At 33.3% G+C, this 25,458-nt stretch carries 29 protein-coding genes; 16 read left to right on the forward strand and 13 right to left on the reverse strand.

The window, feature by feature from the left end; genetic code table 11:
• Nucleotides 1–32: 32 nt before the first annotated feature.
• Genes lepB through ABD963_RS10735 form a run of 3 tightly spaced genes read left to right on the forward strand, consistent with a single transcriptional unit; the run spans nucleotide 33 to nucleotide 2,596 of the window.
• Nucleotides 33–1,607 carry a signal peptidase I gene (gene lepB / locus ABD963_RS10725; protein ID WP_345276963.1) on the forward strand — a complete coding sequence of 525 codons (1,575 nt, stop codon included), beginning with the start codon at nucleotides 33–35 and terminating at the stop codon, nucleotides 1,605–1,607.
• Nucleotides 1,608–1,664: 57 nt separating this feature from the next.
• Nucleotides 1,665–2,288 carry a WbqC family protein gene (locus ABD963_RS10730; protein WP_345276964.1) on the forward strand — a complete coding sequence of 208 codons (624 nt, stop codon included), beginning with the start codon at nucleotides 1,665–1,667 and terminating at the stop codon, nucleotides 2,286–2,288.
• Nucleotides 2,288–2,596, forward strand: a complete 309-nt coding sequence (locus tag ABD963_RS10735; protein WP_345276965.1) for a DUF6122 family protein — start codon at nucleotides 2,288–2,290, stop codon at nucleotides 2,594–2,596. Before ABD963_RS10730 ends, ABD963_RS10735 begins: the two co-directional genes overlap by 1 nt.
• A gap of 7 nt (nucleotides 2,597–2,603) precedes the next feature.
• On the opposite strand, the gene ABD963_RS10740 is transcribed toward ABD963_RS10735, so the two are convergent.
• The 8 genes from ABD963_RS10740 to ABD963_RS10775 all read right to left on the reverse strand — a co-directional run bounded on the left by ABD963_RS10740 (nucleotide 2,604) and on the right by ABD963_RS10775 (nucleotide 9,134).
• Complete coding sequence (locus ABD963_RS10740) at nucleotides 2,604–3,629, reverse strand: endonuclease/exonuclease/phosphatase family protein (protein WP_345276966.1); 1,026 nt, start codon at nucleotides 3,627–3,629, stop codon at nucleotides 2,604–2,606.
• Between the two features lie 86 nt (nucleotides 3,630–3,715).
• Nucleotides 3,716–4,591, reverse strand: a complete 876-nt coding sequence (locus tag ABD963_RS10745; protein ID WP_345276967.1) for a rhomboid family intramembrane serine protease — start codon at nucleotides 4,589–4,591, stop codon at nucleotides 3,716–3,718.
• Nucleotide 4,592: 1 nt separating this feature from the next.
• Nucleotides 4,593–5,360 (reverse strand): rhomboid family intramembrane serine protease, encoded by a 768-nt coding sequence (locus ABD963_RS10750; protein WP_345276968.1) that lies wholly within the window; start codon nucleotides 5,358–5,360, stop codon nucleotides 4,593–4,595.
• Nucleotides 5,361–5,363: 3 nt separating this feature from the next.
• Nucleotides 5,364–7,214, reverse strand: a complete 1,851-nt coding sequence (mutL, locus tag ABD963_RS10755; protein WP_345276969.1) for a DNA mismatch repair endonuclease MutL — start codon at nucleotides 7,212–7,214, stop codon at nucleotides 5,364–5,366.
• Nucleotides 7,215–7,217: 3 nt separating this feature from the next.
• Complete coding sequence (locus tag ABD963_RS10760; protein ID WP_345276970.1) at nucleotides 7,218–7,502, reverse strand: riboflavin synthase subunit beta; 285 nt, start codon at nucleotides 7,500–7,502, stop codon at nucleotides 7,218–7,220.
• A 17-nt stretch (nucleotides 7,503–7,519) separates the two neighbouring features.
• Nucleotides 7,520–7,774, reverse strand: coding sequence for a hypothetical protein (locus ABD963_RS10765; RefSeq protein WP_345276971.1), 255 nt, complete (start codon nucleotides 7,772–7,774; stop codon nucleotides 7,520–7,522).
• A 102-nt stretch (nucleotides 7,775–7,876) separates the two neighbouring features.
• Complete coding sequence (ribH, locus tag ABD963_RS10770) at nucleotides 7,877–8,362, reverse strand: 6,7-dimethyl-8-ribityllumazine synthase (protein ID WP_345276972.1); 486 nt, start codon at nucleotides 8,360–8,362, stop codon at nucleotides 7,877–7,879.
• 1 nt (nucleotide 8,363) lies between these two features.
• A complete protein-coding gene (locus ABD963_RS10775; protein ID WP_345276973.1) occupies nucleotides 8,364–9,134 on the reverse strand; it encodes a tetratricopeptide repeat protein in 771 nt (256 codons plus the stop codon).
• A 139-nt stretch (nucleotides 9,135–9,273) separates the two neighbouring features.
• Between ABD963_RS10775 and recF the strand changes: the two genes are divergently transcribed.
• From recF to ABD963_RS10800, 5 genes are all read left to right on the forward strand, one after another.
• On the forward strand, nucleotides 9,274–10,353 hold the full coding sequence (recF, locus tag ABD963_RS10780) for a DNA replication/repair protein RecF (RefSeq protein ID WP_345276974.1): 1,080 nt from the start codon (nucleotides 9,274–9,276) through the stop codon (nucleotides 10,351–10,353).
• 210 nt (nucleotides 10,354–10,563) lie between these two features.
• Complete coding sequence (locus ABD963_RS10785) at nucleotides 10,564–11,280, forward strand: hypothetical protein (protein WP_345276975.1); 717 nt, start codon at nucleotides 10,564–10,566, stop codon at nucleotides 11,278–11,280.
• 276 nt (nucleotides 11,281–11,556) lie between these two features.
• Nucleotides 11,557–11,853, forward strand: coding sequence for a DciA family protein (locus tag ABD963_RS10790; protein WP_345276976.1), 297 nt, complete (start codon nucleotides 11,557–11,559; stop codon nucleotides 11,851–11,853).
• 97 nt (nucleotides 11,854–11,950) lie between these two features.
• Nucleotides 11,951–12,142 carry a cold-shock protein gene (locus tag ABD963_RS10795; protein ID WP_034044451.1) on the forward strand — a complete coding sequence of 64 codons (192 nt, stop codon included), beginning with the start codon at nucleotides 11,951–11,953 and terminating at the stop codon, nucleotides 12,140–12,142.
• Between the two features lie 170 nt (nucleotides 12,143–12,312).
• Nucleotides 12,313–12,504, forward strand: coding sequence for a cold-shock protein (locus ABD963_RS10800; protein WP_345276977.1), 192 nt, complete (start codon nucleotides 12,313–12,315; stop codon nucleotides 12,502–12,504).
• Between the two features lie 68 nt (nucleotides 12,505–12,572).
• Here ABD963_RS10800 and ABD963_RS10805 read toward each other — a convergent pair whose 3' ends face one another.
• The 3 genes from ABD963_RS10805 to ABD963_RS10815 all read right to left on the reverse strand — a co-directional run bounded on the left by ABD963_RS10805 (nucleotide 12,573) and on the right by ABD963_RS10815 (nucleotide 15,512).
• Nucleotides 12,573–13,886, reverse strand: coding sequence for a DUF418 domain-containing protein (locus ABD963_RS10805; protein ID WP_345276978.1), 1,314 nt, complete (start codon nucleotides 13,884–13,886; stop codon nucleotides 12,573–12,575).
• Between the two features lie 123 nt (nucleotides 13,887–14,009).
• On the reverse strand, nucleotides 14,010–14,429 hold the full coding sequence (locus ABD963_RS10810) for a nucleoside-diphosphate kinase (protein WP_345276979.1): 420 nt from the start codon (nucleotides 14,427–14,429) through the stop codon (nucleotides 14,010–14,012).
• Between the two features lie 51 nt (nucleotides 14,430–14,480).
• The gene (locus ABD963_RS10815) at nucleotides 14,481–15,512 is read right to left on the reverse strand and encodes an alkaline phosphatase D family protein (protein WP_345276980.1); all 1,032 of its coding nucleotides are present in this window, start codon (nucleotides 15,510–15,512) and stop codon (nucleotides 14,481–14,483) included.
• A gap of 86 nt (nucleotides 15,513–15,598) precedes the next feature.
• Between ABD963_RS10815 and ABD963_RS10820 the strand changes: the two genes are divergently transcribed.
• The 7 genes from ABD963_RS10820 to ABD963_RS10850 all read left to right on the forward strand — a co-directional run bounded on the left by ABD963_RS10820 (nucleotide 15,599) and on the right by ABD963_RS10850 (nucleotide 22,419).
• On the forward strand, nucleotides 15,599–16,618 hold the full coding sequence (locus tag ABD963_RS10820) for a DHH family phosphoesterase (RefSeq protein WP_345276981.1): 1,020 nt from the start codon (nucleotides 15,599–15,601) through the stop codon (nucleotides 16,616–16,618).
• Nucleotides 16,611–17,153 (forward strand): gliding motility-associated peptidyl-prolyl isomerase GldI, encoded by a 543-nt coding sequence (gldI, locus tag ABD963_RS10825; RefSeq protein ID WP_345276982.1) that lies wholly within the window; start codon nucleotides 16,611–16,613, stop codon nucleotides 17,151–17,153. Before ABD963_RS10820 ends, gldI begins: the two co-directional genes overlap by 8 nt.
• Before the next feature lies 1 nt (nucleotide 17,154).
• Nucleotides 17,155–18,282, forward strand: coding sequence for a peptidylprolyl isomerase (locus ABD963_RS10830; protein ID WP_345276983.1), 1,128 nt, complete (start codon nucleotides 17,155–17,157; stop codon nucleotides 18,280–18,282).
• 55 nt (nucleotides 18,283–18,337) lie between these two features.
• Nucleotides 18,338–19,261 carry a prolipoprotein diacylglyceryl transferase gene (lgt, locus tag ABD963_RS10835; protein ID WP_345276984.1) on the forward strand — a complete coding sequence of 308 codons (924 nt, stop codon included), beginning with the start codon at nucleotides 18,338–18,340 and terminating at the stop codon, nucleotides 19,259–19,261.
• A gap of 1 nt (nucleotide 19,262) precedes the next feature.
• Entirely contained in the window at nucleotides 19,263–19,745 is a 483-nt protein-coding gene (locus ABD963_RS10840; RefSeq protein ID WP_345276985.1) for a DUF192 domain-containing protein, read from the forward strand.
• 94 nt (nucleotides 19,746–19,839) lie between these two features.
• Nucleotides 19,840–20,889, forward strand: a complete 1,050-nt coding sequence (locus tag ABD963_RS10845) for a nucleoid-associated protein (RefSeq protein ID WP_345276986.1) — start codon at nucleotides 19,840–19,842, stop codon at nucleotides 20,887–20,889.
• Nucleotides 20,890–21,105: 216 nt separating this feature from the next.
• Nucleotides 21,106–22,419, forward strand: a complete 1,314-nt coding sequence (locus ABD963_RS10850) for a hypothetical protein (protein WP_345276987.1) — start codon at nucleotides 21,106–21,108, stop codon at nucleotides 22,417–22,419.
• 203 nt (nucleotides 22,420–22,622) lie between these two features.
• Here ABD963_RS10850 and lipB read toward each other — a convergent pair whose 3' ends face one another.
• Complete coding sequence (gene lipB / locus ABD963_RS10855; RefSeq protein ID WP_345276988.1) at nucleotides 22,623–23,321, reverse strand: lipoyl(octanoyl) transferase LipB; 699 nt, start codon at nucleotides 23,319–23,321, stop codon at nucleotides 22,623–22,625.
• A gap of 29 nt (nucleotides 23,322–23,350) precedes the next feature.
• Entirely contained in the window at nucleotides 23,351–23,509 is a 159-nt protein-coding gene (locus ABD963_RS10860; protein WP_139000706.1) for a YqaE/Pmp3 family membrane protein, read from the reverse strand.
• A gap of 220 nt (nucleotides 23,510–23,729) precedes the next feature.
• On the opposite strand from ABD963_RS10860, the gene lysS reads away from it, so the two are divergent.
• Nucleotides 23,730–25,424, forward strand: a complete 1,695-nt coding sequence (gene lysS / locus ABD963_RS10865; RefSeq protein ID WP_345276989.1) for a lysine--tRNA ligase — start codon at nucleotides 23,730–23,732, stop codon at nucleotides 25,422–25,424.
• Nucleotides 25,425–25,458 lie beyond the last annotated feature (34 nt).

Genomic DNA, 25,458 nt, shown 5'->3' on the forward strand with positions numbered 1-25,458 from the left:
TGTCATTGGACAATTATCAATAAATACAGATTATGACTTGGACACAGTGGTTTTTTTTCGTGTTAATTATTCAAGTAATTCATGGGTTGGGTACTTGGAAACTATACATTAAAGCTGGCAGACAAGCTTGGGAAGCTTTTGTACCCATTTATAATGCTGTTATTTTAATGAAAATTATCAACCGGCCTTGGTGGTGGGTTATTTTATTGTTTTTACCTATTGTTAACCTCATTATGTTCATCGTTGTTTGGGTAGAAACAGCTAGAAGTTTTCAAAAAAATACATATTTAGATACTTTTTTAGCAGTTGTTACTTTAGGTTTTTATAATTTTTATTTGAGTTACATTGCCAATGTCACATATGTTAATGATAGAAATATCCATCCAAAATCGAGCTCTGGTGAGTGGACGAGTTCCATATTATTCGCTATTGTAGCGGCCACCATTGTGCACACCTATTTTATTCAACCTTTCACCATACCATCATCTTCTTTAGAAAAATCATTATTGGTGGGTGATTTCTTGTTTGTTAGCAAGTTTCATTTTGGTGCCAGAGTGCCCATGACTACAGTTGCCGCACCAATGGTACACGATACCATTCCTAAATTAGGAATGAAGTCCTATTTATTTGATGACCATAAAGGTAGCAACTCTTGGAAAAACAAATTACAATTACCTTATTTACGCCTTCCAGGATTTGAAAATATTGAACGCAACGATATTGTCGTATTCAACCAACCAGCAGATACATTATTGGATATGAACGACTTTAAACCCGATAGAAATTATTACAAGCCTATCGATAAAAAGACTAACTTAGTGAAACGTTGTGTGGCTATTGCAGGCGATTCTCTAGAAGTTCGAGATGGCTTTGTCTACATCAACGGCAAGAAAAATGTGTTACCAGACAGAGCGCATTTACAGTTTAGTTATTTTGTTCAACCAAAAACCAATCAGTTTAACCCCAAATATCTAAAAGATCGTTATGACATTACGGATGGTTTTGGAATAATAAATCAACAAAATACTTACTATTTCTCTGCCATATCTGATGAAGCGCTATCAAAATTTAAAAATCATCCTAATGTAGCAAGTATCACTCCAAATATTCAAGAAAAAGGAGTAAGAGATGCTGATATTTTTCCACATGACCCTAATTATAATTGGAATATTGACCAATTTGGACCGCTTTACATACCGGAAAAAGGAAAAACCATTAAACTCAATTTAGAAGTTTTACCACTCTATAAAAGGGTTATTACAGAATATGAAGGTAACACCTTGGAAGTTAAAGGCAATCAAATTTTAATTAATAGAGAGGTGGCTAACTCTTACACATTCAAACAAAATTACTATTGGATGATGGGTGATAACAGACATAATTCCATTGATGCCAGACGATGGGGGTTTGTACCATTCGATCATGTTTTGGGTAAACCTGTTTTTATTTGGATGAGTTGGGATGGCGCTAGTCCGCGTTGGGAACGTTTCTTTACCACTGTTAAAGGTACTGGCAAAGCTACTTCGTATTTTATACCATTCTTAATATTACTCGCTTGTTGGATGGGATATAGCCAATGGAAAAAACGTAAAAAGGTGAATAGCTAGTTAAATTTGGAGTTGTTAAGTTTTTTAACTAGAACTTAGCAATCAATAACTTAACAAATGAACATATTAATTCATCCTACATATTTCCCAAACATTGCTCACTTTGTTGCGATGTCAAAAACTAGTGAAGTCTGTTTTGAAATGGATGATAACTTTTTAAAACAAACCTACCGAAACCGTTGCTATATTTATGGAGCAAACGGTAAATTGGCTTTGAATATTCCTGTGATTCACTCTCAAAAAAATCGTCAAAAGTATAAGGATGTGAAAATTTTTAATGAGGTAAACTGGCAAGATAACCATTGGAAATCATTGCTTTCAGCTTATAGAACCTCACCCTTTTTTGAATATTACGAGGATGATTTAAAACCTTTATTCACTCAAAAAACTGCTTATATCTTAGATTATAATTTAAAGTGTTTTGAAGTGATTTGTGATTGTTTGCAATTGGATTTGAATATCTCAAAAACGGAAACCTTTGTAAAAACTCCTGAGAATACTAGAGACTTTCGTTTTTTAGTTCATGCTAAAAAAGAAATACCACAACAATTTGATAATTATACCCAGGTTTTTATCGAAAAACATGGCTTCCTATCTAATTTAAGTATTTTAGATTTAATTTTTAATGAAGGCCCCAATGCCTTAAATTATCTGGAATCCCAAACTATAAAATCGACATAATGTTACAGGCTTTTGCGCATTATGGTTGCCACGTATTTTTACCATTAATAATGGCCCTAATATGGTATTATAATAATTGGAAAATGGCTTTTCTAATTATGCTTGCTGGCATATTAATAGACCTAGATCACTTGCTTGCAACACCAATTTTTGATCCTAATAGATGTAGCATTGGGTTTCATCCTTTACATTCATCGTTTGCTATTTTATTTTATGTGTTTCTTTTGGTCCCTAAAAAATCCAGACCGGTAGCTTTGGGATTGGTATCCCATATTATAGCTGATTTAGTAGACTGTAGTTTTATGTAAATATCAATCAATCCTTCAAACTTAAGGTTGCCATAATGGGATAATGATCGGAATAAACTTCTTCAAAAGTTTTAAATCCATTAACAGCAAAAGCTTCATCAGAAAAAATAAAATCGATACGTAAAGGAAAAAACTTAAAATCGTATGTACGCCCAAAACCATGCCCAGCTTCTTTAAAGGTGTCCTTTAAATCACCCTTAATCTTTCTGTAAACATAAGAAAATGCCGTATTATTAAAATCGCCACAAATTACAACCTTATATTGGCAAGTGCCTTTGTGTTTTAGGAGCAATTCGGTTTGAAATTGTTGCATAGAAAAACCAGTTTCAATACGGTTAAAAAGACGCTCAGAATCTTCATTTTTTAAACTATCAATTTGTGTATTGATACGAAGCGATTGCAAATGCACATTATAAACCCTGATAGTGTCTTTCCCCTTTACAATATCAACAAAAATTGCATTATTAGAAGTATTTGGAAATTCTATCGAACCCGAATTTACTATTGGGAACTGAGAAAAAATAGCCTGTCCATGTTTTATTTTTTTTTGGGACAAATGCTCATAACGGTACTTAAAAAAAGCCAAAGAATTATCTTTTCGAGGATGAAAATCTTGAATACATAAAATATCTGGGGCTTCTTTTTTTATAAAATCAACAATTTTGGTATCAACATCCTTTTCTGATATCCATTCAAAGAGATTGAACAGTCTTACATTATAATTCATCACTTTAAAATTATTTGGACTCTCAATTTTGGTTGATTTAGAAAATTTATAAATGGAACCAAACAACACATAACCAACTAGAAGAACAAACAAGGAAAGGAAAAGTTGCTTTTTTCTCCTAATTAACCAATACAGAAGAAATATTACGTTTATTAAAACTAATAAGGACACTCCTAGATTGAGTACAGATAATACAGGAAATTTTTTAGGAGGTAACAAGGGAAGTATATAGGAAAGCAATAATAACACAGCCACTGTAATGTTTACAAAGTAGATGATTTTACCTAGATAACTTAAATTTTTCATCTGATGATTACTATTGCTTTAACTATAATGTAAAATGATAAACAATAAATAAAGGTGTTTTTTTAATTAATCCTTAAAATTTAAAACTATCTATTTCCTGCTCTAAATAAAAACTCCTTTTCGTCTTTGGTTAAACTGTCATAACCGCTTTTGCTAATTTTATCTAAAATCACATCGATTTTCTTTTGGTCATTAAACTCTTTAAAATCGGATTTTGTATACCCCCCTACTTTACTTTTATTTTTATGAACAGTTTTTAAAGGTCCCTTTTTTTTAGAGGACATAAAAAGGCTGGCTATACTATCCATTACACGCTCAAACCCCTTTCCTATATCTTGGCCTTTTGTTAATTTTTTCGAATAAATATAACCTAACAAAGCACCTCCTAAATGTGCCAAATTACCACCAGCATTTCCTGTTACCGGATTATTTATACCAGAGATTACCCCTACAAAATCTAAAACCACAATAGCAAGGCCAATATACCAAAGTTTGATATTAAAAGTAAAAAATCGAATTTCTTGATTAGGCATATAAACACACAGAAAAATCAATAATGCACGTATGGCTCCAGAAGCACCTAAAAGCCTTGAATTTACACCAAAAATAGTCGGAAACAAAGTATAACAAAACATGAACAATATACCACCAGCTATAGCCCCTAAAAAATAGACATTAAGCGCCATTTTAGGGCTAAATAAATTTAAAAACATGCGACCTAAAAAATACAACCAAAGCATGTTAAATAACACGTGAAAAAAATCAATATGGACAAAAGCATAGGTTATAAGAGACCAAGGTTTTAAAATAAAGTTAGAAAAGCCACTTGGAAGTTGGAACCAAACAAAATCAAATCTTGATATCGATGCCAGTAAAAAAACTACTGCATTAATAACAATTATTTTTTCTAGAACATTAAGTTGAGATAACTTTTGTTTAAAGTCATGAGAGAGTGAAGCCATATCAATTCCAGCGGTTTCTGTTAAACTGATTTTTTTTCCAATACCACATCACGAAGAATCCTGCTAACGCACCTCCTACATGCGCCATATATGCCGTATTACTTGGGCTGAAAAATGATTGCCCTGTAATGCCCGATATTAAATCCAAAATAATAATACCGGGTATAAAATATTTTGCTTTTATAGGAATAGGTAGAAATATCAACATCAATTCAGCATTGGGGTTCATCATTCCGAATGCCGCAAGAATTCCCATTAAACATCCAGAGGCGCCCACCATACTCGCGTTAAACGCTGGGAAAATATCTTTAAGCATGGAAACTTGTGCTTGGGTCGTGCCCTGCATCACCTCGTTAGTTGTTAGCATTTGCTTTATACTTTCGGCAGATAATCCAGATTCCAATAAAGCATTATAGCTTGGTAAGTATTGAAAATAATAAAACCCTACTTGTAAAGCCACTGCTCCTAACCCCGCTGAAAAATATATAAATAAAAACCTTTTGGAGCCCAAAGCCTGTTCAACAGGCGTACCGAACATCCAGAGTCCGAACATGTTAAACAGAATGTGCGTAATACTTAAATTATTTATAAACCCACCACCGTGCATGAACATATGGGTAATAATTTGCCAGGGACGAAAAGCATCATTTTTTGGAAAATACATCGCAAACCATTCATAAAAAGCGCCATTTGCAATAAATATGGTACCAATAAACATAATCACATTAATGATTATTAGATGTTTAACGGTTTCTGAAATTCGCATCATATTCTAAATAAATTTTTTATCCAATTCGTCAACACTCATAGTTATAAAAGTAGTCCTATTAGTGGGAGATACGTTGGGTTCTTTGCAAGCAAATAGTTTATTTACCAAATGCTCTTGTTCATCTTTTTGCAAGGATTGTCCTGTTTTAATGGCTAAACTTTTGGCCATAGATTTTGCCAATAAATCTGTCGCGCTAAAATTGCTATCGGGCACTTCATTTTCTACATCACTAATTAATTGCTCCAAAATGATAGACACTTCACTTTCAGGAACACCTACTGGTACTCCTTTTACCTCAACAGATTCTTTTGTAACGTTTGAAAACACAAAACCTGTATGTTCCAAATCGTCTTTCAATTGCTTTATGATTTCTATGTCTTGTTTTGAAAAATACAATTCCAACGGAAATAATAATTGCTGACTTGTAGCCTCCTTGATAGTCATATTTTTTAAAAAATCTTCATATAAAATACGTTGGTGAGCCCGATGCTGGTCGATAACTAACATGCCAGATTTTATGGTACTAACAATATATTTATTATGAATTTGATAGGTAGTATGAGTTTGCTCAAGTTCATTTTCATTTTCAAACATAGAAGCCGTTTGCCTTTCACTTTCAAAGTGGACCTCGCTGAAATCAATTTGGTTTGTGTTTCCTTTCGATTCCATTCCCACATATAAACTATCCCAACTGGGAGTTGGCTCTTTTTTATAAGCCACTGCTCTCGCTCGAGAATTATGTTCTTCTTGAAACGGATTAAAACTTCTGTCTACCTCAATTTTTGGAATATTTGCATTATTGTTTTTATAATGATAAGGCGTGTCCAAATTAGGATCTCTATCAAAATCTAAAACTGGAGCAATATTAAACTGTCCTAAACTATGTTTGACTGCTGAACGCAACAACGCATAGAGTGTATGTTCATCATCAAACTTAATTTCAGTTTTGGTAGGATGAATATTGATATCAATGGTTTGAGGATCAACTTCCAGTTTCAAAAAGTAGCTTGGATGCGTGCCATTTTTTAACAAACCCTCAAAAGCTGATGAAACAGCGTGATTTAAATACGCACTTTTAATAAAACGATTATTCACAAAAAAGTACTGTTCTCCTCTGGTTTTTTTTGCAAATTCTGGTTTACCAACAAACCCTGAAATTTTAAGTACTTCGGTATCTTCATCTACAGGCACTAATTTTTCATTGGTTTTACTTCCGAAGATGTTTACAATGCGCTGGCGAAAATTACTAATAGGTAAATTGAAGGTTTCACTTCCATTGTTATAAAGTGCAAAACTTATGTTTGGATGTGCCAAGGCTACACGATGAAATTCATCAATAACATGGCGAAGTTCCACAGTATCAGACTTTAAAAAATTGCGTCTGGCAGGAATATTAAAAAATAGATTCTTCACAGAAACGGAAGTACCTTTAGGAGTAACCACCACTTCTTGAGAAACCACTATACTACCTTCTATTTCAATAGTATTACCAACATCGTCATGTTCCTGCTTGGTTTTTAATTCTACATGCGCAATAGCGGCGATACTAGCTAAAGCCTCACCACGAAACCCCTTTGTATGAAGTTTAAATAAATCTTCAGCAGTACGAATTTTAGAAGTGGCGTGACGCTCGAAACTCAATCGAGCATCGGTGGTACTCATCCCTTTTCCATTGTCAATTACTTGAACAAGGGTTTTACCGGCATCTTTAATAATCAGTTTTATGGAAGTAGCATCGGCGTCAATGGCGTTTTCGAGAAGCTCCTTAACCACGGAAGCAGGACGTTGTACAACTTCTCCAGCAGCTATTTGGTTAGCAACGTGGTCGGGTAAAAGTTGTATGATGTCTGCCATATATTATTTAGAAAAGAATATGGTTAAATCGAAATCGATGATGAATAAAAATATTAAAACAAGAACTGCTAAGATGATTAAAATTCGTCTGTTAGCTGCTTCATCAGGATTTTTATAATCTTCAATTGCTTCATTAAACTTTGTTTTCAAACCCTTATTACCACCAACTGTCTTTCTAAACTCATCAAACTTATGCTTAATTTCAAAAGGATTTCCTTCACCTTTATCATCAAAATATCGAGGTGTATAATTGAATTTTTTATTTTTTCGCAATTTTATGAGTCCCATGATTTCTGAGTTTTTGGTTACATGTATTTTTTTTCTAACAAATACATACAAATCAATAATAATACCAAAACCAATATTAAGGTTCTAATGGGCATGACTCCTTTAGCTTTTGTTCTATGAACTTTATGGTTCCGCCATTTAGCAATAAAATCCTTGGTTTTACTGTCTTCTTCTGAACAAGAATCGGTTTGATTTTCTTTGGAAAATCGAGGTTGATAATTAAAGGTTCTATGTTGGCGTTGCTTAAACAAAGTCAATACAATATCTCTCAAAAATACTTAAAAATAGACAGACATTGCGATTGGTAATGCTAAAAATTGTTAACAACGGAAACAATTTTAAAGCAGGAAGCTTACAGTTGAAACTATGATAAGTTAACTGTTTTTTCGTAACTCAGCCATTTTGATGGCCGCAATAGCGGCTTCAGTACCTTTGTTACCATGTTTCCCACCTGAGCGGTCTATGGCTTGTTGCATCGTATCATCCGTCAAAACACAAAAAATTACGGGGGTTTCACGAATCACGTTTAAGTCTTTAATCCCTTGGGAGACAGCTTCACAAACAAAATCGAAATGTTTGGTTTCTCCTTTAATAACACTACCAATAGCAATAACAGAATTCACCATTTGCTCCTGCATTTTCTTGCTACCATAAACAAGTTCAAAGCTTCCCGGAACATTCCAACGGATGATATTACTCGGTAAAGCACCGTGCTCAATTAAAGTATCGTAAGCTCCTTGAAACAATCCTTCGGTAATCGAATCGTTCCACTCAGAAACAACAATCCCAAACCGATATTTATTCGCGTTTGGGATTGTTGCTTTATCGTATTCGGATAAATTTTTATTTGCCGTAGCCATATTATTTACTTGCCAATACTTGTGCTTTTCCTATAAAAACTTCAACTTTTGAAGCTTCGGTCGAGTTCGCATAATCATCCTGTATTCTCTCAAAATACTTTAAAGCTTTATCAGCGTCACCCAAATCTAGAGCGATGGCTCCAGCCTTAAATAAATACATGGGCGTAGTATATTCATTATCTCGCATTTCAGCAGCTTCTTCATAATAGCCTAAAGCATCTTCTGGTTGGTTTAATTGCAAAAAGGCATCACCAATATTTCCTTTAGCCAAGGGAGCTAGAATTTCATCATCACTTTTAAAATTACTTAAATGCTCAATAGCGTTTTTGTAATCTTTCAATCTTAAATAGGCTGTACCAGCATAATAACTAGCTAAATTTGCAGAAGGTGTTCCTTTGTACTCTTCAATAATATCCAACATCCCGAATTTACCTTCGCCACCTGTTAACGCTAAGTTGTATAACGAATCTTTTGCAGTTCCGTTTACGGCATCATTAAAATATTTTTGCGCTTGGAACATATCGTTCATCGCATTGGTTTGCTTTGGTTTAGCAATAAACTCTTTATATCCCAAAGAACCTAAAACCACTAACGCCACAACACCGATGATAATAAAGATGTATTTTTGGTTTTTCTCAACAAACGCCTCGGTTTTCGAGGCTGTTTCATCCAACGTGTTAAATACTTCTGCAGTTGTTGAACCCTCTTCAATATTATGCTCTTTTTCTTGTTTTGTTTTAGGTTTGTAACCTCTTTTATTGTAAGTCGCCATTATATGCTGTCTAAATTATTGTGCGTGCAAAAATATAATTTTTCTTCATAACTAAAAGCCTATTTATTTGATATTTTTCAATAATTTGCACTTCTTTTTAGGAGTTCCGCCCGTAAATGCGCTATAAGTTACTTTTTGTATGATTTTAAAATCGCTTTCTTTACTTAATTATAAAAATTTTGATAGTAAATCGTTCATTTTCAACGATAAAATAAACTGTATTGTTGGAAATAATGGTATTGGAAAAACCAATGTTTTGGATGCTATTTACCATTTATCCTTCGGAAAAAGTTATTTTAATCCCGTAGCTACCCAAAATATTAAACATGATGAAGAGTTTTTTGTAATTAATGGCGATTATGAAAAAGATGATAAAACCGAAAAAGTAGCGGTGAGCTTAAAACGCGGACAAAAAAAAGTGATTAAACGCAATGGAAAAGCCTACGAAAAATTTAGTGAGCATATAGGTTTTTTACCATTGGTTATTATTTCGCCAGCCGATAGGGATTTGATTATTGAAGGTAGCGATACACGCCGAAAGTTTATTGATAGCGTGATTTCGCAAAGCGATAAGGGTTATTTAAATCATCTGATTAATTACAATAAAATACTGGCGCAACGCAATGCTTTGTTAAAATATTTTGCCTTAAACCATACGTTCAACAAAGACACTCTTGAAGTTTACAACCAACAATTAACCGATTTTGGCACGGTTATTTTTGAGAAACGCGATGCCTTTTTAAAGGAATTCATCCCTATTTTTAAAGAACGCTACCAAGCCATTAGCAACGGAAATGAAGTGGTAGATTTGGTATATCATAGCGATTTATTTGAGGGCGACTTAAACACCCTTTTAAAAACCGCCATTAATAAAGACAAAGCCATACAATACACCAGTGTTGGCATCCATAAGGATGATTTACATTTTAACATTGAAACACATCCTATTAAAAAATTTGGGAGCCAAGGGCAACAAAAATCATTTTTAATTGCCTTAAAATTGGCACAGTTTGATTTTATAAAAGCCCAAAGCGGTGTTAACCCTATTTTGCTTTTAGATGATATTTTTGACAAGTTGGATGAACACCGTGTAGCCCAAATTATTAAATTAGTAGATGATGAAAACTTTGGGCAATTGTTTATTAGCGACACCCATGCCGAACGTACTGAAAATGCCGTAAAGCAAGTGCATCAAAGCTATGAGGTTTTTAAATTGTGATATTATTTTTTACTACGAATTCTCGAATGCTTTTACTCTTAGCTTAAATTAATTATTGAGCCACAAAACTGAAATATCCCTTTTGTTTATTACTTGACTTTGTAAAAAAAATTGTCGTACTTCGTTTAACTGCTGATATAAATAACTTGTACTGAACTTGTTTCAGTATTAAAACGATATCTTATCATCGCATTGTGCTTAATTAGAAAAATGAAAGAATCAATAATAGAAAAGCAAATTGGAATTCTAAGAACCATTTTAGGTGATTTAGCAGAAAATGACAAAAATGGAGATGATGATTTTATTGAATTTACCAATAGATATTTTTGTTTTGATACAAATTTTGGTTGGAATATTTTGATGAACGCTTTCTATGTTTTTGAGGATACCGAACTTGCTAAAAGTGATTTCGAAAAATTCGGCTTACAAGGACCTTCTAGATACAAAAATACTGGAGAAAAATACTTGCGCTTATATGGAGCTTTAAACTCTTTTTATCAACAAAATTTAGCTCTTATTAATTTGGTTAAGTTATTTCATTTATCACCTGAGAAAGAAATCATTAATCAATTAAAAGATTTAGATTGCATAAAACTTAGAAATAAAATTGCTGCGCACTCAACAAATTATTCAACAGACTTAAACAATAAAGGGTTTGATGTTTATGAAATATCAAGACCTGAATTAGAACGAGGGAAAATACGATTATTAAAAAATCATGACATTTTTGAAACATATTTATTGGATGAATTAATAGAAGATTTTAATAAAAAAGTTCAAGAAATACTAAGTGAAATCTTAAAGAAATTCATAAAGAAAAAGTTTAAAAATCAAGGAAAGCATTTTGAGGAATTTATAAAACTTGAAAAGCTACGAAATGGAGCAATCGAATTTGGAAATACTAGAATTGAATTTAAAAATAACTAAGCACAACAATGGCTATATATAATTGCTTGTTCAAGGCTACTTCTGAAAATCCTTGCTTATTTTCTCGCTACGGAATCATAGCCAAACCATTAAACGAACCTCTCCAAAAACAAATAAGTTTTAGTTTAAAAATTAAGTTAGCAAATAATAGCGTTAGGGATAGAAATGGAAAGCCCGCAGGCACGAGGACTTGCAATGAATAGCCCGACCACTTGCCCTGAGCGGAGACGAAGGGTGTGGTAACGCCAAAAAAATAATTAACTTTGACCCATCAATATGCCAAAACGCAACAACGAACATATCAGTATTAGTGACGCTTTAAAAGAGTTTGTGGAAACCCATAAACTTGAAAAAGGCTTGAACAAAGTAAATGTAGCCGATGCTTGGGCAAAACTTATGGGCAATGGCGTTAATAACTATACAACATCGGTAAATTTGGAACGCGATACTTTGTATATTCAATTAAGTTCTAGTGTTTTGAGAGAGGAATTGAGCTATGGAAAACAAAAAATAATTACCATGCTAAATGAAGAATTGGGCAAAGAAATAGTTAAAAAACTGATTTTAAGGTAAATAACTTCTAAAAATAATTTAAAATAAATCCGTTAAAAATAACAAGCTATACTTATTTACACTACCTTTGGCGCTTAATTATTATAATACAAATACAATGAGTAAAGGTACCGTAAAATTCTTCAATGATTCTAAAGGTTTTGGATTTATCACAGAAGATGACAACAACAAAGAACATTTCGTACACATTTCAGGACTTATCGATGAAATTCGTGAAGGTGATGCAGTTGAATTCGATCTACAAGAAGGTAGAAAAGGGTTAAACGCCGTAAACGTAAAAGTAATCTAAGATATATACTTTAACAATTACAATGTCAAAGTCTATCAAAAATATTTTTGATAGACTTTTTTTTATTTAGTATCTTTTGGTCGTAAAAACTTTATGTTAAATTAATAGTCATTTATTGTTTGGCACTGAGTTTGTACAACAGTAAATAATTAATTTAATATTTTAAAAACATGAGTAAAGGAACAGTAAAATTCTTCAACGATTCAAAAGGATTTGGATTCATAATTGAAGAAGGTTCGAAAAAAGAGCATTTTGTTCACATTTCTGGATTAATCGACGAAATTCGTGAAGGCGATATCGTAGAGTTTGATTTACAGGAAGGTAGAAAAGGATTGAACGCAGTAAACGTAAAAGTAGTTTAATATAAAATATACTTGTTAACTTTATTGAAACAAAACCCCGCAAAAATTATTGCGGGGTTTTTTCTTTATTATTTTGTTAGCTTAAATGGCTGTAGTTTTTTATAGGAAAGGCTTCTCCATAACCATTCTGCTGGTCCATACCGGAAATACTTTAACCAAATGGGACTGTAAATTAACTGAACAACCCAAATCGCAATTACGACATAATATAACTCATAGCGTTGTAGTTTTCCAAACATACCAAAACCATAACCTAAGAAAAATGTAGTACAAATTACCGTATGCATTAAATAGTTGGTAAGTGCCATTTTACCAACGGCAGCTAAAGCATTTTGTAGAAACTTTAAAATACCAGATTTAATGAATAACATAAACAATCCAATATGTCCAAGAGTTGTAAACAATCGCCCTAACTGATACGTTTGGTCTGCTTTACTCATTTCAATAACATCAAAATCACTATGAACTATCATGGCAGTTTCGTAATAATTAACCAACAAACCAACAGCATACCCCACCAACATTAGTAAAGTATAAAATTTAAAACTTCTTTTGGCGTGAAAAATAGACCATTTAAAAAAGGCAATACCAATAAGCATAAAGCTTAAAATATCCCAAACCCAAAACTCATAAACCAAATTGGCTTGCATAAATTCGTTAACATTATATCTACTTTTTACGATGCTCCAATAGCCTTCTTGGTTTTCTTTAATAGCTTCATTTACCTCATCTTCGGTCTTTTTACTCTTTTTTAATTCCTCCCACTTACCAAGGGCTTTTTCTTGTTCTTTAGTTAACTCAACATCTTCGTTATTCGCTTTGAGTTTTTCAACCACCAAGCCTTCTGTTTTTGTTTCAACATTTTGATTGTAATGGTTAATACTTTTAATACTCCCTATTGTTAACAAAACCAAGCCTGCGATAAGTAAATATTTTGGTTTTGTATTGCGGAGCGGGAAAAGCATTAATCCGAATAAAGCATAAGGATAGAGAATATCACCATACCAAAGCATCAAATAAACATGTATAATTCCAAAAAGAAGCAGCCAGAGTATTCGCCGATAATACAAATCAGCAACCTTAATACCGCCTCCTTGGCTCTCAGCTCGGGTAGTTAATAAAATAAATCCGGCTCCAAATAACATGGTAAAAAGTCCTCTCATGGTACCCTCAAAAAACATATTATCCATAATCCAGACCTTTAGATTCCAACCTGTGGAACCTCCAGCATTGGTAGGGTCGCCATACGCAAAGGGCAAACCAAAACCTGTTATATTCATTAAAAGGATACCCAAAAGCGCAATTCCACGAATGATATCCATGGAGTTGATTCGCTGGTCCCGATCTACAGGACGAAATTCAATACTTGATTGATTGGTCATTGCAATAAAAATTAGATGGTTAGTTATTTAAAGGTATACTTTTTATCCATGTAAGAAGCTTTTTTTTTACCATAAAAAAACCCCACAACAATGTTGCGGGGTTTTTCTAAGACATATATTTGCTTAAAACATCTCTCTTCCTGAGAAGTGAAAAGCGCCTTCAATAGCTGCATTTTCATCACTATCACTACCATGTACGGCATTTTCTCCTATGGAAGCTGCATATAATTTTCTAATGGTTCCTTCAGCAGCATCGGCTGGATTTGTAGCACCAATTAAAGTTCTAAAATCTTCCACAGCATTTTCCTTTTCTAAAATAGCCGCTACTATAGGTCCACGTGTCATGTATTCAACCAATTCTCCAAAAAATGGACGTTCTTTATGTATTGCGTAAAACGCACGGGCGTCTGAGGTTGTCATTTGGGTTAATTTCATAGCTACAATTCTAAATCCTGAAGCTGAAATTTTTTCTAATATTGCACCAATGTGTCCTTTTTCAACAGCATCTGGTTTAAGCATTGTAAATGTTCTATTTGTTGCCATTTTGTTTTTTTAAAATTTGTGCAAAATTACAGTTTTATATTTATTATATAACTAATACTTTTGTAAAAGTTTTTGCTGAATTTGGTTGTTTTTACCACGCATTTCCATTAAAATTTCAGAATTTTCAAAGTCAAATTTTAATAGGCCAAAGCTCAAATGAGAAACCACAAAGCCCTCTCTGAATTTATTGGGCTCTTTTCTAAAACCAGAATAGGTGTGGGTTAAACCACTTGAAGTAAAATCTATTAATGGGTAATCTAACCCATTTACATTTATTTTTGAAAACTCAGAAATATGTCTATCGCCTGAAAGTAATAATACACCTTTTGCCTTTGAGTTTTTAATTAATGCTACCAATCTATCTACTTCATGAGGAAAGTTAGCCCATGTTTCAAAGCCATGCTCTCCCGATAAAACTTGAATACTAGAAACAATTAAATTAAAATTTGCATGAGAGCTATCCAGCTCCTCTTTTAGCCATTGCCACTGAGCGTCTCCTAAAATAGTACCTTCGCCATATTTATTTGGTTGATAACGTTTACTTTTATCAACGGCGTTTGTTAACCCAGTTCTAAAAAAACGAGTATCTAAAACTATTATTTTTATGATTCCCTTTTCTGTGACAATTTCTTCAGAAGCGTAAATCCCTTTTTGCTTCCTTCTCTTATCTATTTTTGAAACTCCCAAAAAATCTAAAAACAATTGCTGACTTTCATCTTTAAAATGAAACTCTTCACCACCATCATTCAAACCATAGTCATGATCATCCCAAGTGCCCATTATTTTTGTGGTTTCTTGTAATTTTTTATAATCCGTTTGCATCGATTGCTCTTGATAATCTTTCCAGAGTTTTTCTTTATTATCAGTATCAGAATAAATGTTATCACCACCCCATATCCATAAATCAGAATTATTTTTTAAAATCTCTTTCCATAAAATATTCTCAACATTTTGCTTATTGCAGGATCCAAAAGCAATGGTAATATCATAAGGCTTTTCATCTTCAAAAGCTAGATTCGTTTTTGAAGATTTACAGGAAACCAAACACATACTTAAAATAAAGAAAGACTTTAACAACTTCATATCATTACAATTTAGACCATTCGTTTTCAGTAAAAATACATTATTCTATTTTAAGTATATTTTATTAAATTGTATCTTCGCAAAGTATGAATAAACAAGACGTAGCAAGTATTAAACAGTTGTTTTCTACAAAAAATAAAATAGTTATTGTAACACATAAAAACCCAGATGGAGACGCTATAGGTTCTAGTTTAGGTTTATATCATTACTTATTAAAAGCCAGTCAACAAGTTTCTGTTTTAGTACCAAATGATTATCCCACCTTTTTAAAATGGATGCCAGGAAACGATGCTATTTTAAAACACGATTCCCAAACAGTCGAATGCAATACTTTAATTGATGAAGCTGATGTTATTTTTGCTCTGGATTTCAATGCTTTTCACAGAACAGGTAACATGGAAAAGGTTTTAGAAGAAAGTAAAGCTTTAAAAATAATGATTGATCATCATCAAGCGCCAGATGGATTTGCAACCTATACTTATAGTGATGTTAGTATGAGTTCAACCTGTGAAATGATTTACCGTTTTATTGATATGCTAGGTGACACGTACTTAATTGACAACCATATTGCCACTTGTTTATACACTGGTATTATGACCGATACGGGGTCTTTTAGATTTTCATCAACCACAAGTAACACCCACAAAATTGTAGCTAAGCTCATAGATAAAGGTGCCAATAATTCTGAAATTCATAATCAGGTTTATGACACCAACAGTTTTGAGCGTATGCAACTTTTAGGTTGTGCTTTAAGTAATTTAAAAGTCATTCCCGAATCTAAAACAGCTTACATAACACTTTCACAAAAGGAGTTAAATAAGTTTAATTACAAAAAAGGAGATACCGAAGGCGTTGTAAATTATGGCCTATCGCTGGAAGGCGTTGTCCTAGCTGCTATTTTTATTGAAGATAAACAAGAAGGCATTATAAAAATATCGTTACGATCCAAAGGAAACTTTTCTGTAAACGAGATGTCAAGAGCTCATTTTGAAGGTGGTGGACATATTAATGCAGCTGGAGGAAAGAGTAATTTATCGTTAAACAAAACGGTTGAAAAATTTATTAGTATATTGCCTAGTTATAATAAAGCCCTGAACAATGAATAAATTATTAATATTAGTTTTAGCGCTAATTACTTTTGGCTGCAAAACACCAGAAGCTAGGAAACCTGTTTCTATAAAAACCGGCTCTTTTATAGATGCTTCCGTAGAACGAAATAAAAAACTTAATGCCAAAGAACAAGCTTCCATTGAAAAACTCATGAAACTTCAAAAAGAAGATTATATAGCTTCAGAAAGTGGTTTTTGGTATTTTTATAATAATAAAGTTGACATAGATTCTTTAAAAACGCCTGATTTTGGTGATATTATCAATTATAATTACAGTGTTAAAGCCCTAAATGGAAACGTTATTTACTCTACAGACGAAATAAAAACGCAAAACTACGCCATGGATAAACAAGAATTGTTTACAGGATTGCGTGAAGGTTTGAAACTTATGAAAACAGGTGAAACGGTAACCTTCCTATTCCCATCTCAAAAGGCTTACGGATATTATGGCGACGAAAATAGAATTCCCAGCAATACACCTATTATTTGCGAAGTAACAATAAATTCCATTACCCAAAATCAAACCAACTAAAATGCGCTTATTTACCAGCACCGTCAAGGTTATATTCATAACTCTGTTATTAAGTTTAATATCTTGTAAAGCCCAGTATCCAGATCTTGAAGATGGTATTTACGCCGAGTTTATAACTAACAAAGGTGTTATGGTTGCTAAACTTGAAAGTGAAAAAGTACCTGTTACCGTTGCTAATTTTGTTTCGCTTGCTGAAGGCACCAACACCATGGTAAGCGAGAAATACAAAGGTAAAAAATATTATAACGGAACTTTTTTTCATCGTGTTATGGATCAATTTATGATTCAAGGTGGCGACCCAACTGGCACGGGAAAAGGAAACCCTGGATATAAATTTAATGATGAATTTCATAACGATTTAAAACACGACAAACCAGGAATCTTGTCCATGGCCAATCCTGGGCCAAACTCTAATGGCAGCCAATTTTTCATTACTGAAGTTGCTAAACCGCATTTAGATAATGTACACAGTGTTTTTGGAGAATTGGTTATTGGTTTAGACATCCAAGATTCCATCTCAAACGTTAAAGTTGACGCTAAAAACAGACCTCTAAATAAAGTGATAATAGAAGAATTAAATATAATTAGAAAGGGTAAAGAGGCAAAAAAATTTGATGCTCCAAAAATTTTCGTAAATCATTTTACTGAAATAGAGCGTCTCGAAAAAGAAAAGACCGCGAAAGCCGAGGCTATTATAAAAGCATCCAAAGAGAAGTTTAACAAACAAGAAGCTGAATCCATATTACTAGAATCTGGATTAAAATATTTTATTTCTGAAAAAGGAACAAGTGAAAAGTTAAAAGAAGGCGATAAAGTATCCATTCATTATGCTGTGTATTTTGAAGATGGTAAACTTCTAGAAACAAGTAAATTGGAAACAGCCGAAGCGCTTGATGCTGTTAACGAAAACCGTAATGAGGCAGGGAGATACCAACCCATTGATGTTGAAATTAGTCCAAATGCTCCTATAATAGCTGGTTTAAAGGAAAGTTTAAAACAACTAGGTATTGGTGATAAAGCCACTATTTTTATTCCTTACCACTTAGCTTACGGGGAATATGGAACAAGAGGCATTCCAGGGAAATCCAACCTAATTTTTGAGGTTGAAGTTGTAAAACTTCTTAATTAAATTTTAACAATAAACACGATTTTAACGTTTATATTTACGTTGAATACTAAAACCTATGCAACTACTAAAACTAGATTGGAACCCCATAACTGGCATTGATATTATTGGCAATTTCAAACTTCACTTTTACAGCCTTATGTGGGTAATTGCCTTTATCTTGGGCTGGTATATCATGAAGCGTATTTTTACCAAAGAAAAAATTTCATTAGAATATTTAGACCCGCTTTTTATATACACTGTTTTGGCTACCATGTTGGGGGCCAGATTAGGGCATGTGTTGTTTTACCAATCAGAATTAATACAGGAAGATTTTTTTAGTATTTTTCTTCCATTCAGTTTTAAAAATGGCTTAGAATTTACTGGTTTTCAAGGCTTAGCCAGCCATGGAGCTGCGATTGGAATTATTATTGGTATGTATTTGTACCGTAGAAAATACAAATACAAAACCTTACTTTGGATTTTAGATCGTGTGGTAATTTCGGTAGCCTCGGGTGCAGTTTTTATACGAATTGGTAATTTTATAAATTCAGAGATTATTGGTAAAGAATCCGGTGATTTTCCTTTAGGAGTTCGTTTTATTCAAGATTTTTATAATAAATATGAAGCGGTTAGAATAACTGGTATTAAAAATGTTCAAAAAGCTTATGATACCATAGCGAGCAATCCAGAATTATTGGAAAAAGTTCCATACCGTCATCCAGCACAATTATATGAATCGTTTTGCTATATTTTTGTGTTCTTTATTCTTGGGTATTTTTATTCAAAAACTAAAAAAAGAGATCAATCTGGTTTTCTATTTGGATTGTTTTTAATATTATTATGGACTATTCGTTTCTTTGTAGAGTTTGTAAAAGAACCCCAAGGCGAAGAATACATAAATTGGTTTGGACTCAATACTGGTCAATGGTTAAGTATACCTTTTATACTTATTGGGCTTTATTTTATGTTTATTTACAAACCAAAATCTGCAGTAAAATAGCATGTTTTTAAAGCGAAACCTCATTACTGCCACGTTATGTTTTTTTGTGGTTTTCTATGCTTGCAAAGAAGATAAAAAAGTTATCAAGCAAACTGAAATCACATTCAAAAAAGAAGGCGAACTGACTATTTTCAAAAACGACTCAACGCAAGTTAAATTAGATATTGAAATAGCGGACACCGAATATGATACCCAAACAGGTTTAATGTACCGAAACACCATGGAAAAAAACCAGGGCATGCTATTTGTTTTTGATGATGTAGAGCTGCGATATTTTTATATGAAAAACACCAAAATTCCTTTGGATTTAATATTTATTGACGAAAACAACAAGATTGTAAGCTTCCAAAAAAACGCTCAACCATATAACGAATCGTCATTGCCATCAAATGTTCCTGCAAAATATGTATTGGAAATAAATGCAGGTTTGGTTGATAAATGGAACATTAACGTTGGTGACAGGGTAAGTGTTTACAATAACTAGTATTGGCTTTTTTATTTTCAATCTATCAAACGTACAATCCAAATAGAATACATCGTTAAAATTAACTCATTCTTTTTAGCACAAATAATTTCTTATGATTTCACGTAAAAACGCCTCCATTTCAAAATTCATCATCCACAAGGTTGGTAATAAATTCAATGATACCAAAAATGCTTTTTCCGAAAAATTAGTGGATTTTGATGAAGCTAGCTACGATTTAATGCTTCCTTTTCTTTTAAGGCCATTTGCAAGTGTGGTACAAAGTTATAGATTTAACCATCATGCCAATATTTCATTAAATGAAATTAATAGTTACAGTTCACAAATTTTTAATGATGAAGAAGCCTTTATTGACGTTTCAAAACACATCGTCACTCATTTATACGAGCAATCTAATTCTGCCAATATAAAAACGGGCGATGTTTTGGTAGTTATGTTTGAGGGCATAGAATTTATAGAGATGACCACCAATGCTATAGGCATTTTTAAAATAGAAAATAAGGTTAATTTTTTCCAGACCTATTTAGAAAATAACAGCTATGACGTTTTGGTACAAAAAGGCATTAGCTCCAAAAAAGTAGATAAAGGCTGTTTAATTTTAAACCAAAGTGATACCGAAGGCAACATCATTTTAAGTGTTGATAATAATAGTTACGATGCCCAATATTGGATCCATCATTTTTTAAATATCAAGTATGCTGATGATGCCAACAATCATACCCAACAGTATATTGAGCTGTGTAAAGATTTCTCAACCGAAATTTTAAAAACCATTTATGGTGCCCAAGAACAAAACACGTTTTTAGCAAAAACCATCGATTTTTTTAAAGAAAATGAAATAGTAAATATAGAGCGATTCAAAGAAGAATTGTTTGAAGATGACAAACATATTAAGGAGTTTGAAAATTATAAAAAGGAATTTGAAGCCGAGCAAAACATTGTTATTAGAAACCAATTTGATGTCGCCGAAGCGGTTGTAAACAAAGAAAAAAAGAAAATCAAAACCGATATTAAACTGGATACCCACATACAAATAAAACTCGATATTGATGCGCCTGATGCCTCCGCCGAATATTTAGAACGCGGTTATGACGACGAAAAGAAAATGCATTTTTATAAAGTGTTTTTTAATGCGGAGAGCTAGTAATTTGAATTTATCAGAAAAAACAATAACTTCGTTTAGCATTGGATATAAAACATTAAAACCATCAAATATTCAAATAGTTAGGCGATTATTCACCAATCTCTTATTAATTAAGAGATTTAACCGCTACGTAATTAGAAAAAGATCAAATACATGTATGTTTCTTTACTTTTTCCTTATTTCAATCATAATACTGAGTTGCCAAGGCATAAATGAATGAGAAGGGAAACAACAACAATGATGGGAAAAATTACTAATCGTTTTATCACCAGATGGTTCGATGGCAGAGATGAACTTTTCATATTTATCATCTTTTGCATATCAGGCGTGGTGTTTTCATTTTTTGGCGCCAGACTCCTAAATGGATTTCCCTACAATTCTGGAAAAAATACAATCGGCCTGCTTTTGCCTCCTTTACTCTGTATAACCTATTTCACATACAGTGGCTATCGTTATGGATTTACAGTTAAAAGCATAATCAAAACCATCATTTTATATGGTCTTTTGGCCCTGCCTTATGCTCCTTTGTTTCTTCAATATTTCCAGCCAACCAGTGATGACGACTTTAGCCGTTATTATCTTTATGCAAAAAACATGGTTGACAACAATACGCTCTGGGGAGGTGATAAGTTATTTTTCAAGAACGTCGGTAATCATTATGTGACACAGCCTGGTTACCGATATTTTATATATTTAGAACTGTTGTTTTTTGGCAACCTATACCGCTTTGTACAGTTCTTTAATATGGGCATTTATATATTAACGATCTTCTTCTTTCAAAAGATGATTGCCGAACAGATAAGAGAAAAAAAATTACAAATTTGTTTACTACTACTTGTATTGCTCTTTAGCCCATATGCTATTAAAAACCTCTTAATGGGCCTCCCCGAATGGCTGACCGTTCTGTTCCTAATGTGGTTTTGCTACTTATACCTCGCTTGCAACAAAAGATTAACTGCTGTTTTTCTGTTAGGGCTTGTACCTTTTTTTCGTCAAAACTTACTTATCGCCACATTACTTTTATTCGGATGGATACTGATGAAAAATAAGCCAAAAGGTAGCTTGGTAATCTTGTTCCTGATTCCACTTTTGCTCCCTATTTACCATAACTTATACTATGCAGGTGACTTGCGTTTTTTTGTAGATGTTTTCCAGCTTCCTTTTTTAAATTATAATGACGGTGGTCAACAATCAAACGGATTAAACTATCCGTTAATCATTAGCAATATTATCCACTATTTTGGTTTCGACTTAGTGAATGGTAAAGTAATTTTCTCCTTTATCGCAGGCTTGTTCTTGCCCTTTGCAACCATTCTGTTTTTTTATTTTATTAAAATACTCTCTACCAAAAAACATAAAATCCTATTCTTTATTATTTGTATGAGCGCAATAGGTCCTATAATTTTATTTGGCAACGCCTATTACCCACGATTTGAATTTGTGAATGTTGTTGTTTCTTTGGTAGCCTTCTTAATCCTTAGTACGTATGCAAAAACCAAATTGAACAGAAAACAATCATTGAGGGCTTAGATTTCTTTTTAATTAAATAAAACCTAAAAGAATACAAGACGAATTTAGGTGTAATATTCGACGATCGAGACTAATAAAGGCTTCCTAAAATTTAGGCATGAGGGTATGTTTTAAGCTCTAGAAATGCTATTTTATTTTAAGCATGTTAGTAAGAAGAAAACATAATTCCCGAACCGCACAATGCCTCTCACAGTTGGACGCAATCAAAAAAACTTCGCCTCAAAAAGATTTGAAAAATGTTTTAATAGCTTTTCTTTAACCTCAGCCTCATCAACGGTTTTTTTACCTAACTCTACATTTAAGGAGGTTACCGCTTTTCCTCGAATACCGCATGGTATAATATTATCAAAATAACCCAAATTGGCATTCACGTTTAATGCAAATCCGTGCATAGTTACCCACCGACTAGCACGCACGCCCATAGCACAAATTTTGCGGGCGAATGGGGTTCCGACATCCAACCAAACACCAGTTTCTCCAGGACTCCTTTCAGCCTTTAAGCCATATTCGGCAAGTGTTAAAACAATCATCTCTTCCAGCAAACGTAAGTACTTATGGATATCGGTAAAAAAGTTTTCCAAATCCAAAATGGGGTAGCCCACAATTTGCCCTGGTCCATGATACGTAATATCGCCACCACGGTTTATTTTATAAAAAGTGGCACCTTTTTCGGTGAGTTGTTGCTCGTTTAAAAGCAGGTTAGACAAATCGCCACTTTTGCCTAAAGTATATACATGTGGGTGCTCCACAAACAAGAAGTAGTTATTGGTTTTTAAACCAGTCGCTTCTCGCCTATTTTTTATTTTGGCATCTACTATACCTTTAAATAATAGTTCCTGGAAATCCCAAGTTTCTTTATAATCTTTATAACCTAAATCTCGCAGTTCTATTTGCCTATTCATAGATGGCAAAATTACGATATTTTTATGGTTTAACTTTTAGGATTATTTAAAATAACTAAAGCAGCAATAACACCAGGAACCCAGCCACATAACCACAGTAAAAAGACAATAAGAATAGAACCGCACCCTTTATCGATTACGGCTAATGGCGGACAAATAATAGACAGTAAAACTCTCCAGAAACTCATGCTTTATTTATTTGATTGATGATTTAAGTGTTTGACGTAAAAGAATGTTGTTTGTTACAATTATTGTTAGGGATTGAGGAATTATTGGAGCTAATTTAAAAGGGCAATTTACTAAAATCCGAACTAGAAGCCAAGGCACAAAAAAATCATAATTGTAAAATCGTAAATCGTAAATCAAATGATTATCTTTGTGCCTTTGTAATTTTACAGCATTTAAACTATGTCGCAATTATCAGAGCAAGAACTTGTAAGAAGAGAGAAATTAGCAAAACTACGCGAATTGGGTATCAATCCATACCCTGCAGATTTATATCCCGTTAAAGACACCTCAAAGTCTATTAAACGGGATTTTAAAGAAGGTAAAAAAGTGGTTATTGCTGGTCGTTTGATGTCTCGAAGAATTCAAGGAAATGCCAGTTTTGCTGAGCTACAAGATTCTGATGGACGCATACAAGTGTATTTTAACAGAGATGAAATTTGTACGGGCGATGATAAAAGTAAATACAACGATGTGTATAAAAAACTTTTGGATATAGGTGATTTTATTGGTGTTGAAGGCGATTTGTTTACAACTAAAGTTGGAGAGAAAACCGTCATGGTTAAAAACTTTACCTTATTAAGTAAAGCATTGAGGCCGTTACCATTACCAAAATTAGATGCAGAGGGCAACATCCATGATAAGTTTGACGATCCCGAAATGCGTTATCGCCAACGCTATGCCGATTTGGTAGTGAACCCACATGTGAAAGAGGTCTTTGTGAAACGCACCAAATTGTTTAATGCCATGCGCTCGTTTTTTAATAATGCTGGTTATTTTGAAGTTGAAACTCCTGTATTGCAACCCATCCCTGGTGGTGCTGCAGCACGCCCTTTTATAACACATCACAATGCTTTAGATATTCCTTTGTACATGCGTATCGCTAATGAATTGTATTTAAAACGACTGATTGTTGGTGGGTTTGATGGGGTTTATGAGTTTTCTAAAAACTTTAGAAATGAGGGTATGGACCGAACTCACAACCCTGAATTTACTGCCATGGAAATTTATGTGGCATACAAGGATTACAATTGGATGATGGATTTTTGTGAGCGTTTGTTGGAACATTGTGCGGTTGCTGTAAATGGTGCTACAAAAGCTACTTTTGGGAAGCACGAAATAGATTTTAAAGCGCCCTACCCAAGAGTCACTATGGCAGATTCCATTAAGCAATTCACAGGATTTGATATTACCGGGAAAAGTGAAACTGAAATAAGAAAGGCAGCCAAAGGCATGGGTATTGAGGTTGATGATACCATGGGTAAAGGCAAATTGATTGATGAGATTTTTGGTGAAAAATGTGAAGGCAACTACATACAACCAACCTTCATAACCGATTATCCAAAAGAGATGAGCCCCCTTTGTAAAGAGCATCGAACAAATCCAGAATTAACGGAACGTTTTGAACTAATGGTTTGTGGAAAGGAAATAGCCAATGCATATTCTGAACTTAACGATCCTATTGACCAACGTGAACGTTTTGAACATCAAATGGAATTGGCTAAAAAAGGTGATGACGAAGCAACAGGAACCATAGATTACGACTTTTTACGTGCTTTGGAATATGGCATGCCACCAACATCGGGTATGGGTATTGGCATGGATAGATTAATCATGTTTTTAACGAATAACCAATCGATACAGGAAGTGTTGTTTTTCCCGCAAATGCGTCCAGAAAAGAAACCTATAGCCATTAGTGATGATGCGAAAGCGGTTTTTGAAATTCTAAAAAAAGTAGAGAAATTAAACTTGATTGAATTAAAAAATCAATCAGGATTATCAAATAAAAAATGGGATAAAGCCATTAAAGAATTAACCAAAAACAATCTAGCTAAAGTTGAAAAGATAGATGATAGCTTGTTTGTTGAAGTTGTTTAAAACATTTTTAGCTAAACATATTTTTAAAAGGAAT

It is taken from the genome of Litoribaculum gwangyangense (assembly GCF_039543505.1).
In the GTDB taxonomy this organism is placed as follows: Bacteria; Bacteroidota; Bacteroidia; order Flavobacteriales; family Flavobacteriaceae; genus Litoribaculum; species Litoribaculum gwangyangense.